The organism is Pseudomonas ulcerans, from assembly GCF_036324125.1.
Lineage (GTDB): Bacteria > Pseudomonadota > Gammaproteobacteria > Pseudomonadales > Pseudomonadaceae > Aquipseudomonas > Aquipseudomonas ulcerans.
In genome coordinates this window covers 147,853-163,618 of the sequence record NZ_JAZDQN010000009.1, presented here as the reverse complement: position 1 = coordinate 163,618, position 15,766 = coordinate 147,853, and the positions used below count along the sequence as shown (strand labels likewise).

The window sequence follows — 15,766 nt, the reverse complement described above, 5'->3', positions numbered from 1 at the left end:
CTCAATCGCCCTGACGGTAGAGGCTGATACGACCGATCGAAAGCTCGTCGGCGGCGCTCAGGTCCTTGTCCGGTACCAGGTCGATCTGCAGCTGTGCCAGGTCGAGCGTGCCCTTGGCGCGCAGCGCGTCGACGATGTCGGTGATCTCCAGTGCGGCGTTGACGCCGTTGCCACCGTGGGGATCGCTGGCATCACTGGCAGCGGCGACACCGAACAGCGAGACGCCGCCGGCGCACAGTTCCGGATGGGCACTTGGCTGTGCTCCCGCCGGCAGGCCGACGTAGACCTCCAGGTACACGGTGTTGCGCCGGCCGCGGATGTTTTCCAGGTTGAGGAACACCCGCTCGTGGGCGGGGGCGGCGTTCTGCGCGACCAGGCTCTTGGCGGCCAGGCTCTTCGCCACTTTGCTCACGCCGGGCTTGTCCAGGCGTACCTGGCTTTCGCTCTTGCGCCCGAGCAGCTTGATGCTGCTGCTGTTGGCACCGATCAGTTCGACCACAGGTTCTTTCACGGCAGCCACCGCAGGTTTGGCGGCGAAGGCGGCGGCCTGCTTCAGTACGGGCGTGGCCTTCGGCACGGGGTCATGGAAGCTTTCATAGGTGTAGCCCAGGCGGCTCAGGTCGAGGGTTTCGCCGACCTTCCAGAAGCGGCTGTCGCCATTGGGCTCGGGGAAGACGAACGGGCTGCCCTTGGGCGGGCCTTCGACGAAGGCGGGTTCGCTCGGGTTCTTGTGGCTCGGGTCGCGGTTCAACCAGATCTGCCACAGGCGGTCGATGTTGGCGTGGTGCAGCCAGAAGATCGGGTCGAGGCCGGCGGTGCGCGGGTCGGCCATCAGGCCTTCATGGTAGGCCGCGCCGTCCTTGTCGTTATCGCCGCCGACCATGTTGTGCACATGGTTGTGCGGGCTGTTTTCCACGTAACCGAAGGCCAGGTCGTTGGGGGCGGTCTGCAGCGGGTTCTGTCCGCCGAAGCCTGGGTTGGCCTTGGAGGCGCCCTTGTACTGCACTTCGTTGGCGGCCTGGGCAAAGTCGAGCTGGTCAGGGTCGAGGCGGATCACGCCGTTGCCGCTGATGCCGTAGCGCAGGTCGACCGGCAGGGCCAGGGGGTTGGGGCTGCCGTCGTCGGGCAGTGTCTTGTCGTAGAACGGCTGGGGCAGCTTGAGGTTGTCCGGGTGCTCGACGAACTCGTCGTAGTTCCAGTAGGGCAGTGCCCAGTCCGCCGGGCCGCCGAGCTTGACCACCGCGTCACGGACAATGGCCTCGAACGAGATCAGGTAAGGGCGGTGCCAGGGCAGGAAGAACCAGGTGCGGTGCTGGCAGCGGTTCCAGAACAGCTCGCGGTCGGTGGCCGGCGGTAGCTGTTCGCCTTTCTGGTAGTAGCCGTTGGTTATCCACAGGTCCTCGTTGAAGCCGTGGATGGCGGCGAGGAAGCGCCAACTGGTGGGGTCGGTGATCGGGCGCTTCTGCAGCTCCTGCACCGCCTTGGCGTACCACAACAACGTCGGGCTCCAGGTGTTGCCGAGCTTCCACAAATCCTTGCGTACGTAAGTCATGTCCACGCTCTCCTTGATCCTTGTGAGGGAAATCCTTGCGGCCGGTTGACGATAGAACAGCGGTATCAAATTGCCCTGGCGATGTGTCGGAATGTTTAAGGAAAGTTCCGTCGGATCGATGAGAGGTCGCAGGCTGCGTCGCGCGACAAAAAAAGGCCGGTGCTTGCGCACCGGCCCTTGTCTTGACTGCCGTTCGGTCAGTGTTCCGCCACGGCCTGTCGTCGTGGTGCGGTGTCCGGGTTGCCGTCGTGGTCGACCACCGGGACCTCCTTGCCTTCGGCGTCGAACAGCTTGCCGTCCTTGAAGTAGTCGCCGTCACGCAGCACGGAAATGTCGGAGTAGTTCAGGGTGCGCTCGTAGCCCGCGGCGAATACCGACTGCTGGTCCGAGTTGCCGACCTTGAAGTGGTTGAACAGCAGGTTCAGGGTGATCGCCATGATCGCCGCCGAGCTGATGCCCGAGTGGAAGATGGTCTCGAACCAGTTCGGGAAGTGATCGTAGAAGTTCGGTGCGGCGATCGGGATCATGCCGAAGCCCAGGGAGGCGGCGACGATGATCAGGTTCATGTTGTTCTTGTATTCCACCTTGGACAGGGTGCGGATGCCGCTGGCGGCCACAGTGCCGAACAGCACGATACCGGCGCCACCGAGGACCGAGGTCGGAACCGCGGCAATCACCCGGCCCATGATTGGCAGCAGGCCGAGGATCACCAGGATCACGCCGCCGGTGGCGACCACATAGCGGCTCTTCACGCCGGTGACGGCGACCAGGCCGACGTTCTGGGCGAAGGCGCTCTGGGTGAAGGAACCGAAGATAGGCGCCAGGATGCTCGATGCCATGTCGGCGCGCAGGCCGTCGCCGAGGCGGCGGGAGTCGACCTTGGTGTCGATGATTTCACCGACGGCGAGAATGTCCGCCGAGGTTTCCACCAGGGTCACGATGATCACGATGCACATCGACAGGATCGCGGCGATGTGGAAGGTCGGCATGCCGAAGTGGAATGGCGATGGCATCGCGACCAGCGGGCCTTCCAGCACCTTGCTGAAGTCGGCCATGCCCAGCGACCAGGCGATCAGGGTGCCGATGATCATTGCCAGGAGAATCGACAGGCGCGAGATCGAAGCGCTGCCGAGCTTGCTCAGGGCCAGCACGAAGGTGAAGGTCAGGGCGGCCAGGCCGATGTTTTCCATGCTGCCGAATTCCGGCGACTTGCTGTTGCCGCCCATCACCCAGCGTGCGGCGACCGGCATCAGGGTCAGGCCGATGGTGGTGATGACGATACCGGTCACCAGCGGCGGGAAGTACTTGGTGATGCGCGAGAAGATCGGCGTGATCAGGAAGCCGAGGAACGAAGCCGCCATCACCGCGCCAAGCACGCCGGGCAGGCCACCGCCGCCTTCGGTGCTGAGGATCGCGCCCATGGTCGCGACACCGGCGAAGGACACCCCCTGGACCAGCGGCAACTGGCAGCCGAAGAACGGCAGGCCTAGGGTTTGCAGCAGCGTTGCCAGGCCGCCGGCGAACAACGACGCGGCGATCAGCAGGCCGATCTCGGCCGGGCCCAGGCCGGCAGCCTGGCCCAGGATCAGCGGCACCGCGACGATACCGCCGTACATCGTCAGAACGTGTTGCAGACCATAAGCGACGTTGGCACCCAGGCCGAGGTTTTCATCTTCCGGGCGAGGTGCGGCGGAAGACGTACTTGGTGAGGACGTATTCATGGGAGCAGGATCTCGGTATTTATTTTTGTGCCGCTACTGTAGACATCTGTTGCCAACCATTACCAGAGAAATTGTATACAATTTATCGATTGACCCAGGAACAGTGTGGCCATTGATTTGGCCTGATACCGGTTGCAGTAATCGTTCCAGAAACGAAAAAGCGCTGTATCACGGTGTCATAAAAACCGTGTACAGCGCTCTGGAAGCTGTCTGATTGGACAGGAAATGCCGGGAAGGGGAAAAGGGTAGGACGCTAAAAGATCTTAAACTTCGATCAATTCGTGGAATTCACGCTCCAGTTCGGTGCGATTTGCAAGGTTCAGCTCGATAAGGCGGCGTAAATGTCCCATCGACTCGATATCGATGTGCAGGCAGATGAACCCCAGCTGGGTGTCCTCGACATGTCGCAGTTGCACCTGCATCGCCACCCTGGCGTCCTTGTTCAGGTGGATTTCGGCATCGAACAGCTGCTCGGCATCGCCGTCCCAGCCGGCGGGGGACTCGATGAGCAGGCCCTTGAGGGAGATATCGATCAGTTCCACCGGCCAGCGGCGTTTGCCCTGGATCAGTTCGGTGGGGGCATCGAAGGCAATGCGTTTGAAGCGTCGACGTTCGTTGTGCTCGCTCATGCTCGGCCCTCCGGGTGGACTCCTGAACTATAGCGCAGTGCTTGCCAGGCTCGGCCAAGGCGCGCAATCTTGCATGGTGGCGATAGGCTCTGGAGGCTCTAGACCAAGGTTGGGGCTGGCCTTTCCGGGGACTGTCGCTAGACTCGGAAGGCTACCTTTTATCCACTAGCTGGAAGCGAACCATGAACAACAATAATAGCCTGGCCCGCCATATCCCCTGGCTGGCGCTGGCAGTACTAGGGGCCTGTGCGCTCGGGGTGGTTGCCCTGCGGCGTGGCGAAGCCATCAATGCCTTGTGGATTGTCGTCGCCTCGGTGGCGATCTACCTGGTCGCGTACCGTTACTACAGTCTGTTCATCGCCACCAAGGTGATGCAACTGGACCCTCGTCGAGCTACCCCGGCGGTGCTCAACAACGATGGTCTGGACTATGTTCCGACCAACAAGCACATTCTCTTCGGTCACCACTTCGCTGCCATTGCCGGTGCCGGTCCGCTGGTCGGTCCGGTGCTCGCCGCGCAGATGGGCTACCTGCCCGGTACCCTGTGGCTGATCGCCGGCGTGGTGCTGGCCGGTGCGGTGCAGGACTTCATGATCCTGTTCCTCTCCACCCGTCGCAACGGCCGCTCCCTGGGCGACATGGTGCGCGAGGAAATGGGCCGCATCCCGGGGACCATCGCCCTGTTCGGCTGCTTCCTGATCATGATCATCATCCTTGCGGTGCTGGCGCTGATCGTGGTGAAGGCCCTGGCGGAAAGCCCGTGGGGCATGTTCACCGTGATGGCGACCATCCCGATCGCGATGTTCATGGGCATCTACATGCGCTACATCCGCCCGGGGCATATCGGCGAGATCTCGGTGATCGGCGTCGTCCTGCTGCTCCTGTCGATCTGGCTGGGGGGCCAGATCGCTGCGGATCCGGTGTGGGGCCCGGCATTCACCTTCAGCGGCGTGCAGATCACCTGGATGCTGGTGGGCTACGGCTTCGTCGCCGCCGTGCTGCCGGTGTGGCTGGTGCTGGCACCGCGTGACTACCTGTCGACCTTCCTCAAGATCGGCACCATCATCGCCCTGGCCATCGGCATCCTGATCATCGCTCCCGAGCTGAAGATGCCGGCGCTGACCCAGTTCACCGACGGCACCGGCCCGGTGTGGAAGGGCACCCTGTTCCCGTTCCTGTTCATCACCATCGCCTGCGGCGCGGTGTCCGGCTTCCACGCGCTGATCTCCTCGGGAACCACGCCGAAGCTGCTGGACAACGAAGTCAACGCTCGCTACATCGGCTACGGCGGCATGCTGATGGAATCGTTCGTCGCCATCATGGCCATGGTCGCCGCCTCGGTGATCGAGCCGGGCGTGTACTTCGCGATGAACAGCCCGGCCGCCGTGGTCGGTGCCGACGTCGTGTCGGTGGCGCAGACCGTCAGCAGCTGGGGCTTCACCATTACCCCCGAGCAACTGGAAGCGACCGCCCGCGACATCGGCGAGCACACCATCCTGGCCCGTGCCGGTGGTGCACCGACCCTGGCGGTGGGTATCGCGCAGATCCTCCACCAGGTGCTGCCGGGTGAAAACACCATGGCCTTCTGGTACCACTTCGCGATCCTCTTTGAGGCGCTGTTCATCCTCACCGCGGTGGACGCCGGTACCCGTGCCGGGCGCTTCATGCTCCAGGACCTGCTGGGCAGCTTCATCCCGGCGCTGAAACGCACCGAGTCGTGGGGCGCCAACCTGCTCGCCACCGCTGGCTGCGTGGCGCTGTGGGGCTACCTGCTGTACCAGGGCGTGGTCGATCCGCTGGGCGGCATCAATACCTTGTGGCCGCTGTTCGGCATCTCCAACCAGATGCTCGCCGGTATCGCCCTGATGCTCGGCACCGTGGTCCTGATCAAGATGAAGCGCCAGCGCTACATCTGGGTCACCCTGGTGCCGGCCCTGTGGCTGCTGATCTGCACCACCACTGCGGGCCTGATCAAGCTGTTCGATCCGAACCCGGCCGTTGGTTTCCTGGCCCTGGCCAAGAAGTACAGCACCGCGCTGGACGCTGGCAAGGTCATTGCCCCGGCCAAGGACATCGGGCAGATGCAGCACGTGATCTTCAACGCCTACACCAACGCAACCCTGACCGTGCTGTTCCTGGTCGTGGTGTTCAGCGTGCTGTTCTTCGCCATCAAGGTCGGTATCGCCGCCCTCGGCAAGAAAGAGCGCACCGACAAGGAAACCCCGTTCCAGGCCCTGCCGGACGCGTGATAGAGGACTGCAATCATGTTCAACGACCTGGGTCGACTGGGTAAGTACCTGGGGCAGGCAGCCCGCCTGATGGTCGGCATGCCCGACTACGACAACTATGTCGAGCACATGAAGAGCAAGCACCCGGACAAGCCGGTGATGAGCTACGAGGCGTTCTTCCGCGAACGCCAGGAAGCCCGTTACGGCGGCAAGGGTGGGCCCAAGTGCTGTTGAAAGGCCGCGCTTGAGTCAGTGAAACAACCTGTGGGAGCCCGGCGCGCCGGGCTCCCACAGTCATTTTCAGCGTCAGGAGAATTTCCCGCGTGCATTCCCCCATTCCCGTGACCGTGCTCAGTGGTTTCCTCGGAGCCGGCAAGACCACCTTGCTGCGGCACATCCTCAAGGCCGAGCACGGCCTGAAAATCGCCGTCATCGAGAACGAATTCAGCGATGCCGGCATCGACAGCCAACTGCTCGGTGACGCCCCGGTGCAGGTCATGACCCTGGCCAACGGCTGTGTCTGCTGCAGCATCCACACCGACCTGACCAAGGCGCTGTACCTGTTGCTGGAGCGCCTGGACAGCGGCGAGATCGCCTTCGACCGCCTGGTGATCGAATGCACCGGCCTGGCCGATCCGGCGCCGGTGGCGCAGACCTTCTTCATCGACGAGGAACTGCGCGAGCGCTATATCCTCGACGGCATCATCACCCTGGTCGATGCCGCCCACGCCGACCTGCACCTGACCCAGGCGATCGCCCAGGCCCAGGTCGGATTCGCCGACCGGCTGCTGCTGAGCAAGACCGACCTGGTGGACGCGGCGACCGTCGAAGCACTGAGCGCCCGCCTGGGCCGGATCAACCGCCGCGCACCGGTGCGGGTGGTGGATCATGGCCAGATCGACCTGGCCGAGCTGCTGGATGTGCGCGGGTTCAATCTCAATGCCGACCTGGGTGGTGGCCTGAGCCTGCGCCCGGTGACGGCTCCGGCGACGCCGGACCGTATTTCCAGCATGGTCTTGCGCACCGAAACGCCGCTGGATATCGATCGCCTCAGCGACTTCATGAACGAATTGCTGGAAGAGCATGGCAAGCAACTGCTGCGCTACAAGGGCGTGCTCAACATCGCCGGCGAAGACCGCCGCCTGGTGTTCCAGGGTGTGCTCAAGCTGTATGGCTTCGACTGGGATACCGAGTGGGCCGAGGGCGAGGCGCGGGAAAGCGTAATGGTGTTCATTGCCGATGGGTTGCCGGAAGAGAAGATCCGGGCGGGGTTCGAGGAACTCAGCGGCGCTTGATGAGGAAATGCCTGACTGGTTGATGCCGCCTTATGGCGGCATTTTTTTGCCCTTGTGGTTTTCCAGTCATTTGCATTGAAAGGAGTACCTTTTTTGGTACACTCTGCCGCAGGCCATCATCTCCTGGTGTTAACAGTCAGGTTTTTTCGAACGGAAGCAGGCAACGAGCCCGTTCGGGACTGGTTGGCGCAGTTGCCGCGCACTCATCGGCAACTTGTTGGCGCAGAGATCAAGACGGTGCAGATCGGCTGGCCGCTGGGCATGCCTCTGGTGAGGAAGATGGAGCGGGGGCTGTGGGAGATACGGGTGGATCTTGGTGATAGCTGCGCCAGGATCATGTTCACGCTTGTGGAGGATGTCATGGTCCTGCTCCATGGCTTTATCAAGAAAAGCCAGAAAACACCGGCAGCCGACCTGGAAACAGCCCGGCAACGAAGGTCCAGATTGTAGGAGCCACATCGCATGAATCAGCATATCGGGTCAGATTTCGACGACTTTCTCTCGGCGCAAGGGCTGGAGGAAGAAGTCTCCGCAGCGGCCCTTAAGCGGGTGATCGCCTGGCAGATCGAGCAGGCGATGAAGCAACAGAAGGTCAGCAAGAAAGCCTTGGCAGAGCGCATGAATACCAGCCGTACTGCCGTGGACCGGGCCCTGGACAAGAGTGATCCAGGCATGACGCTGGCAACGCTGGCGAGTGCTGCCCGGGCACTGGGACAACGCGTCGAGGTTCGCCTGATCCCCGAGTCGCAAGCTGCCAAGTAAAAGCAGGCACAAAAAAGCCGATGCCAGTCACCCGGCATCGGCTTTTTCATTTCAGCCCTGAATCAGTTGCCGTATACCGGCAGCTTCTTGCAGATGGCCTTGACCTTCTCGCGAACGGCGTCGATCACCGCTTCGTTGTTCAGGTCGGCGAGGATGTCGCAGATCCAGCCAGCCAGTTCCTTGCACTCGGCTTCCTTGAAGCCGCGAGTGGTGACCGCAGGGGTACCGAAGCGCAGGCCGGAGGTGACGAACGGGGAACGTGGGTCGTTAGGCACGGAGTTCTTGTTCACGGTGATGTAGGCGCGGCCCAGGGCGGCGTCGGCATCTTTGCCGGAGATTTCCTGCTTGATCAGCGACAGCAGGAACAGGTGGTTCTGGGTGCCACCGGACACCACGTCGAAACCACGCTCGATGAACACGCTGGCCATGGCCTGGGCGTTCTTCACGACCTGTTGCTGGTAGGCCTTGAACTCAGGCTGCAGTGCTTCCTTGAAGCAGATGGCCTTGGCGGCGATCACGTGCTCCAGCGGGCCGCCCTGGGCGCCCGGGAAGACGGCGGAGTTCAGCTTCTTCTCGATGTCGGCGTTGGCACGGGCCAGGATCAGGCCGCCACGTGGACCACGCAGGGTCTTGTGGGTGGTGGTGGTGACGACGTCGGCGAACGGAACCGGGTTCGGGTATACGCCAGCGGCAACCAGACCGGCAACGTGGGCCATGTCGACGAACAGGTAGGCACCGACCTTGTCGGCGATTTCGCGGAAGCGGGCGAAGTCCAGGACCTGCGAGTAGGCCGAGAAACCGGCAACGATCATCTTCGGCTTGTGCTCGACCGCCAGGCGCTCGACTTCGTCGTAGTCGATCAGGCCGTTGCCGTCGATGCCGTACTGGATGGCGTTGTACAGCTTGCCCGACGAGCTCACGGCGGCGCCGTGGGTCAGGTGGCCGCCGTGGGCCAGGCTCATGCCGAGGATGGTGTCACCGGCCTGCAGCAGGGCCAGGTAGACGGCGGCGTTGGCTTGCGAACCGGCGTGCGGCTGGACGTTGGCGTAGTCGGCGCCGAACAGTTCCTTGGCGCGGTCGATGGCCAGTTGCTCGACCACGTCGACGTACTCGCAACCACCGTAGTAACGCTTGCCCGGGTAGCCTTCGGCGTACTTGTTGGTCAGAACCGAGCCTTGGGCTTCCATCACGGCTGGGCTGGTGTAGTTCTCCGAAGCGATCAGCTCGATGTGCTCTTCCTGGCGCTGAGCTTCCTGCTGCATGGCTTCGAAGAGCTCGGCGTCGTACTTGGCAATGGTCAAATCACGGCTGAACATGGCGGTCCTCAAGGATCGGGCTGAAATAGGCCGGCATTCTAACCCATAGACTTTTGTCTGGCATATGAAAGGGGATCATCTGGCGGACAAAAGGGATTCAAGCAGCTTGAATCCCTGCGCTATTCGAGCATGAACAGCGTTTCGTTGCTGAATTGCGCCTCGAACTGGTTGGCCGGCATCGGCCGGCCGAACAGATAGCCCTGCACTTCGTCGCAGCCGTGTTCCCGCAGGAACTCCAGTTGCTCGTGGGTTTCCACGCCCTCGGCGATCACCGCGAGGTTGAGGCTGTGGGCCATGGCGATGATGGCCCGGGCGATCTGCGCGTCCTGTTCGCCTTCCGGCAGGCCGTCGACGAAGGTGCGGTCGATCTTGAGCACGTCGATGGGGAACTGCTTGAGGTAGTTGAGCGACGAGTAGCCGGTGCCGAAGTCGTCGACCGCGATGCTCAGGCCGAGGTTCTTCAGGCTGTCGAGGATCTGCATGGCCTCGTGCACTTCGCGCATCAGGATACTTTCGGTCAGTTCCAGCTCCAGGCACGCCGGCGGCAGGCCGGTTTCCTTGAGGATGCTGGCGATGCGATTGCCCAGCTGGCCATCGGAGAACTGCCGTGCCGAGATGTTCACCGAGACCTTCGGCACCCGAACCTTGGCCTGATGCCAGGCCTTGAGCTGGCGCGAGGCTTCGGCGATGACCCAGTCGCCCACGTCCACCACCAGGCCCAGTTCTTCCATTACCGGGATGAAGTCCCCTGGCGGTACCAGGCCGCGCTGCGGATGGCGCCAGCGCAGCAACGCCTCGGCACCGGTCAGGCGCTTGCCGTCGCCGCTGAACTGCGGCTGGTAATAAAGGATGAATTCGTTCTGCTCCAGGGCGTGGCGCAGGTCGCTTTCCAGTTCCAGGCGCTCCAGGGCGCTGGCGTTCATGTCCGCCTGGTAGAACTGGAAGTTGTTCTTGCCGCGCTCCTTGGCGTGGTACATCGCGGTGTCGGCGTTCTTCATCAGCTGGCTCAGCTCGCTGCCGTCCTGCGGGCTGAGGGCGATGCCGATACTGGCGGTGACGAAGAACTCGCGGTTCTCCAGGACGAAGGGGCGCACCAGGCTGCCGAGGATCTGTTCGGCGACATGGATGGCGCGGTTCAGCGCCATCTCGCGGGTGGCCCGCGGTTGCAGGAGCAAGGTGAATTCGTCGCCGCCCATGCGTGCCACGGTGTCGTCGTCGTCGACGCAGTCCAGCAGGCGCTCGGCCATGTCCTTGAGCATGCGGTCGCCGGCGGCGTGGCCGAGGGAGTCGTTGATCGGCTTGAAGCGGTCGAGGTCGAGGAACATCAGCACCACCCACGACTTGCGCCGCTCGGCCTGCTGCAGCGCGGTGTGCAGGCGGTCCTGGAACAGCGTGCGGTTGGGCAGGTGGGTGAGGGCGTCGTAGTAGGCCAGGCGGTGGATCCGCTGTTCGCTGGCCTTGCGCTCGCTGATGTCGGTGAAGAAGCACACGTAGCTGGCCAGGTCGCCCTCGTCGTCGAGCACCGCGGTGATGCCGACCCACGCCGGGTAATGCTCGCCGCTGCGGCGCTTGAGCCATACCTCGCCTTCCCAGGTGCCGCGCTGGTGCAGTTGCTTGAGCACGTAGCGCAGGTGCGAATCCTGCTGGCCATCGACGGTGAGCATGCTCGGCAACTGGTCGAGTACGTCGCGCACCGCGTAGCCGCTGACCCGGCTGAACGCCTCGTTGGCCTGGACGATGTAGCCGGCCGGGTCGGTGATGAGGATCGCCGAGGTCGAGTGTTCGAATACCGTTGCCGCCATGCGCAGGTCTTTTTCCGCGCGACGCTGCTGGCTGATGTCGCGGCCGACGCCGAGGATGCCGCCGAACTGGTCGTGTTCGTCCCACACCAGCACCAGGCGCAGTTCGATCGGGATCTTGCGGCCATCGGCGCGCAGGCAGTCGAACAGGAACAGCTGGGTCGGCACCTGGGTGCGCAGGGCTTCCAGCTGGGCGGCGTCGCCCAGGGCGCGGTTGACCCGTTCGACCAGGGTGTACAGGCCGGCCAGTTGCGCCGGGTTGGCGATGGTCGACTGCCAGCCGTTATTGAAGATCCAGTCGACGTCGTAGCCCAGCACAGCACGTACCGACGGGCTGACGTAGTTGAGCTGCAGCTCGTCGTCGGTGGAGAAGATCACGTCGCTGATGCTCTCGGCGAGCATGCGGTAGCGCTGCTCGCTGTCGCGCAGGGACTCGCTGGCTTCGAGCTGGTCGGTGACGTCCTTGGCCACGCCGATGATCCGCGTGACATTGCCGGCGGCATCGCGGGTCAGCACCTGTTCGCGGATGTCGTAGCGGCGCCAGCGTTGGTCGTGGTGACGGAAGCGCAACTGGCAGTGCAACTGTTCCAGGTAGCCGCTCTGGCGCTGTTTCTGGCGCAGGCCACGGTACAGCTCGGCATCTTCCGGGTGCAGGAGGATTTCCCAGAAGAACTCGCCCATGCGCGCCAGTTCGTGGCGCTCGTAGCCCAGGGTCTGGCCCAGGTGGCGGTTGCTGAAGATCATCCGCAGGCTCTGCACGTCCTGTACATAGAGCTGGTCAGGCACGGTGCGGACCACATCGGACCAGAAACTCTCGCGTTCAAGCAGCGACAGTTCGACGCGCTTGCGGCTGGTGATGTCGCTGATGCTGAGGATCACCGCCTGGTAGTCGCGACGCTGTTCCGGGAAGCGCACCATCAGCCACAGGTGCTGGTCGAGGCCCTGCTCGGTGGGCAGGCGGACCTCCAGTTCGAGCTGCGCCTGCTGGTCGAGTACCGCGCCGACCAGGTGCAGGCCGACGCCGTCGTGGTCCAGGTCGTTGCCGGCGATCAGATGGCGCCAGGCGCCGTCGTTGCAATCGACACCGAGCAGTTGCAGGGCGACCTGGTTGACCTCGGTGATCTTCAGTTCGCGCAGCAGCAGGTCGCGCAGCGCCGGGTCGTTGTCCAGGCGCTGCTCCAGTTCCCGGCGATTGCGCAGGCGCAGACGTTCGAGGATCGCCGGCAGGCTGGACAGATCAAGCACGCACAGTGCAACGCCGGTGCTTTCGAAGATGTCCTGGTAGCGGCGGCGGCCTTCCTGCAGGGCCAGGTTGCGCCGGCGCATGTTGAACAACGCCAGCAGCGGCAGCGCCGCGCAGAGCAGCACCAGCATGGCCTTGCCCACCAGCGCCGGAAGCAGCTCGCGGCGGCTGCGCTCGGCGTCGTGAAAGCCGCGCAGTTGCCAGTCGCTGTGGTCGAGGAAGGTCAGCACCACGCTTTGCAGCGGGGCCTCTTCGCTGTTGGCCGAGGGCGCTGGATGGTGATGCAGGTGTTCGCTGATCACCTCTGCGGTCTGGCCATTTTCCAGCTGCCATTGCGGGCGATTGGCATGTTCCAGGCGCTCGGACAATTGCTGGTACCAGGCTGGCTCGAAGCGCAGCAGCCAGTAGGCGCTGTCCGCCTCGTCACCCTGGCGCAGCAGCAGATAGACGAAGGCATTGCCCTGGGCGTTGCTGAAGAAATGCGCGTGCTGCTGGTTGCGCCGCAGCAGCTCGGCCATGGCGGGCTGGTCGGGGGAGGCTTCGAGGCTGTCGCGCAGGATCCGTCCGTCGGCAGTCACCCAGGCCAGGCTGTCGAGGGATGGCAGGCGCTGGTGCAGGCGGCTGAACAGGGCCGGAATGGCCTCGGCGTCCGGCGCGGCGCTGGGCAGCAGGGTGCGTGCGTCCTGGGCTTCGAGGGCCAGGCGCAGGTTCATCCGCTCGGCCAGTTCGGCGCTGGCGTCGATGCTGTGCTGGCGGCGGTCGGTCAGGGTGTGGCGGTACTGCTCAAGGGTCTGCCAGAACAGCAGGGCGAGCAGCAGCAGGACCAGGATCGCCAGGGCACCCTTCAACGAGCCGCGCAAGGACTGACCCGACGCGACGGAGGCTTTGCGCGAGGAAGACGGCTGATTGAGATTGGTCAAACGGTGATCCTGCGGTAAGGCTGGGACGGCAGCGCATGGTCGGGGCCGACCAAGCGGGCGGCGATCCAGGGCTGCACTATAAGCCGGACGCCCGAAGGGCGGCTAGCATGCCCTGAAGTGTGGCAAAGTGCCAGTCCTGTTCGTCGCAACCCTGTTCTCCCTCGTGCCCGACGGTAGAGGTTGCACCGGCGTGCCCCCTGCCCGCCGTCGCCCAGTTGGGGTAACCTTAGCGGTTCCGACTATCAGTAGTACAAGGGTGAGGCCACGGCCTGTGCCCGCCGCGATCCTGCCCCGGGAAAACCCGCACGCGCAGCGACGCCGATACCCGGTTTGTTCCAGCCCTGTCCCGCGGACGGGGCTTTTCCAACGATTCGAGCGAGGTCCGCATTTTGGCTCAATACGTTTACACCATGCACCGGCTGAGCAAGGTTGTTCCGCCCAAGCGTGAAATCCTCAAGAACATCTCCCTGTCGTTCTTCCCCGGCGCCAAGATCGGCGTGCTTGGCCTGAACGGCTCGGGCAAGTCCACCCTGCTGAAGATCATGGCGGGCGTCGATACCGAGTTCGACGGCGAAGCCCGTCCGATGCCGGAACTGAACGTCGGCTACCTGCCGCAGGAGCCGCAACTGGATCCGGCCAAGACCGTGCGCGAAGTGGTCGAGGAAGCCGTCAGCGTGATCAAGGATGCCCAGGCCCGCCTGGACGAGGTCTACGCGGCCTACGCCGAACCGGATGCCGACTTCGACAAGCTGGCCGCCGAGCAGGCCAAGCTGGAAGCCATCCTGCAGGCCAGCGACGGTCACAACCTGGAGCGCCAGCTGGAAGTCGCCGCCGACGCCCTGCGCCTGCCAGCGTGGGATGCCAAGGTCGAGCACCTGTCCGGTGGTGAAAAACGCCGCGTGGCGCTGTGCCGCCTGCTGCTGTCCGCTCCGGACATGCTGCTCCTCGACGAACCGACCAACCACCTGGACGCCGACTCCGTCGCCTGGCTGGAACACTTCCTCCACGACTTCCCGGGCACCGTGGTGGCGATCACCCACGACCGTTACTTCCTGGACAACGTCGCCGGCTGGATCCTCGAACTCGACCGCGGCGCCGGCATTCCGTACGAGGGCAACTACTCCGGCTGGCTGGAAGCCAAGTCCGACCGTCTGGCCCAGGAGTCGAAGCAGCAGTCGGCCCACGAGAAGGCCATGAAGGAAGAACTGGAGTGGGTGCGCAAAGGCGCCAAGGCCCGCCAGTCCAAGTCCAAGGCCCGTCTGGCCCGCTTCGAGGAAATGCAGTCGCAGGAATTCCAGAAGCGCAGCGAGACCAACGAGATCTACATCCCGGCCGGTCCGCGCCTGGGCGACAAGGTCATCGAATTCAAGAACGTCACCAAGGGCTATGGCGATCGCGTGCTGATCGACAACCTGTCGTTCACCATGCCGAAAGGCGCGATCGTCGGTGTCATCGGTGGTAACGGCGCGGGTAAATCGACCCTGTTCCGCATGCTGATGGGCAAGGAACAACCGGACTCCGGCAGTATCGAGATCGGCGAAACCGTGCAACTGGCCTGCGTCGACCAGAGCCGCGAGGACCTGGACGGCAGCAAGACCGTGTTCCAGCAGATCTCCGACGGTTCCGACCAGATCCGCATCGGCAACTACGAGATCCCGTCGCGTACCTACGTCGGTCGCTTCAACTTCAAGGGCGGCGACCAGCAGAAGTTCGTCAAGGACCTGTCCGGTGGTGAGCGTGGCCGCCTGCACCTGGCCCTGACCCTGAAGGAGGGCGGCAACGTCCTGCTGCTCGACGAACCGTCCAACGACCTGGACGTGGAAACCCTGCGTTCGCTGGAGGAAGCCCTGCTGGACTTCCCGGGCGCCGCCATCGTGATTTCCCACGATCGCTGGTTCCTGGACCGCGTTGCGACCCATATCCTGGCTTACGAGGATGACTCGCAGGCGGTGTTCTTCGAAGGCAACTACACCGAGTACGAAGCGGACCGGAAGAAGCGCCTCGGCGACGCAGCTGCCCAGCCGCACCGGGTACGGCACAAGAAGCTGGCCTGATAAGGTCGGTTATTGATGCACAGGAATGGGGCCCTTTGTGGCCCCATTTTTGTGCCTGTCATTTGGCCTGGAGTTGCCTTCATCGCTAATGAAGCCGGCCCCAACAGCTCTACCTAGGGCGTGAAGCTTTGTGTATACACTTATAGAAATGCACCAAAAAAATTCAGAAAAACGACATTTCGCCCTATTCCAGTGCGATTGCTTCTTGGTAAAGTCCCGAAAAAACCAAAAAGTCCAACTCCCTCGG

11 protein-coding genes are annotated in these 15,766 nt (G+C 63.4%); 6 read left to right on the top strand and 5 right to left on the bottom strand.

What is annotated here, in order from left to right; genetic code table 11:
* Position 1: 1 nt before the first annotated feature.
* The 3 genes from V0R59_RS11305 to V0R59_RS11295 all read right to left on the bottom strand — a co-directional run bounded on the left by V0R59_RS11305 (position 2) and on the right by V0R59_RS11295 (position 3,902).
* Positions 2-1,552: a tyrosinase family protein gene (locus V0R59_RS11305; RefSeq protein WP_330073929.1), complete on the bottom strand. Its 1,551-nt coding sequence runs from the start codon at positions 1,550-1,552 to the stop codon at positions 2-4.
* Between the two features lie 197 nt (positions 1,553-1,749).
* Positions 1,750-3,273: a nucleobase:cation symporter-2 family protein gene (locus V0R59_RS11300; protein WP_330073928.1), complete on the bottom strand. Its 1,524-nt coding sequence runs from the start codon at positions 3,271-3,273 to the stop codon at positions 1,750-1,752.
* Between the two features lie 263 nt (positions 3,274-3,536).
* Positions 3,537-3,902, bottom strand: coding sequence for a PilZ domain-containing protein (locus V0R59_RS11295; protein WP_330073927.1), 366 nt, complete (start codon positions 3,900-3,902; stop codon positions 3,537-3,539).
* Positions 3,903-4,084: 182 nt separating this feature from the next.
* Here V0R59_RS11295 and V0R59_RS11290 point away from each other — a divergent pair, with 182 nt between their 5' ends.
* The 5 genes from V0R59_RS11290 to V0R59_RS11270 all read left to right on the top strand — a co-directional run bounded on the left by V0R59_RS11290 (position 4,085) and on the right by V0R59_RS11270 (position 8,187).
* Positions 4,085-6,151, top strand: a complete 2,067-nt coding sequence (locus V0R59_RS11290) for a carbon starvation CstA family protein (protein ID WP_330073926.1) — start codon at positions 4,085-4,087, stop codon at positions 6,149-6,151.
* A gap of 15 nt (positions 6,152-6,166) precedes the next feature.
* Entirely contained in the window at positions 6,167-6,364 is a 198-nt protein-coding gene (locus V0R59_RS11285) for a YbdD/YjiX family protein (RefSeq protein WP_330073925.1), read from the top strand.
* Positions 6,365-6,453: 89 nt separating this feature from the next.
* On the top strand, positions 6,454-7,425 hold the full coding sequence (gene yjiA, locus V0R59_RS11280; protein WP_330073924.1) for a GTPase: 972 nt from the start codon (positions 6,454-6,456) through the stop codon (positions 7,423-7,425).
* A gap of 93 nt (positions 7,426-7,518) precedes the next feature.
* A complete protein-coding gene (locus tag V0R59_RS11275) occupies positions 7,519-7,875 on the top strand; it encodes a type II toxin-antitoxin system RelE/ParE family toxin (protein ID WP_330073923.1) in 357 nt (118 codons plus the stop codon).
* A 12-nt stretch (positions 7,876-7,887) separates the two neighbouring features.
* On the top strand, positions 7,888-8,187 hold the full coding sequence (locus tag V0R59_RS11270) for a Fis family transcriptional regulator (protein ID WP_330073922.1): 300 nt from the start codon (positions 7,888-7,890) through the stop codon (positions 8,185-8,187).
* A 62-nt stretch (positions 8,188-8,249) separates the two neighbouring features.
* On the opposite strand, the gene glyA is transcribed toward V0R59_RS11270, so the two are convergent.
* Both glyA and V0R59_RS11260 read right to left on the bottom strand, forming a co-directional pair.
* Positions 8,250-9,503: a serine hydroxymethyltransferase gene (gene glyA / locus V0R59_RS11265; protein ID WP_330073921.1), complete on the bottom strand. Its 1,254-nt coding sequence runs from the start codon at positions 9,501-9,503 to the stop codon at positions 8,250-8,252.
* A gap of 119 nt (positions 9,504-9,622) precedes the next feature.
* Complete coding sequence (locus V0R59_RS11260) at positions 9,623-13,465, bottom strand: EAL domain-containing protein (RefSeq protein ID WP_330073920.1); 3,843 nt, start codon at positions 13,463-13,465, stop codon at positions 9,623-9,625.
* Between the two features lie 389 nt (positions 13,466-13,854).
* Here V0R59_RS11260 and ettA point away from each other — a divergent pair, with 389 nt between their 5' ends.
* Positions 13,855-15,519, top strand: coding sequence for an energy-dependent translational throttle protein EttA (gene ettA, locus V0R59_RS11255; RefSeq protein WP_330073919.1), 1,665 nt, complete (start codon positions 13,855-13,857; stop codon positions 15,517-15,519).
* The last annotated feature ends 247 nt before the right edge of the window (positions 15,520-15,766 follow it).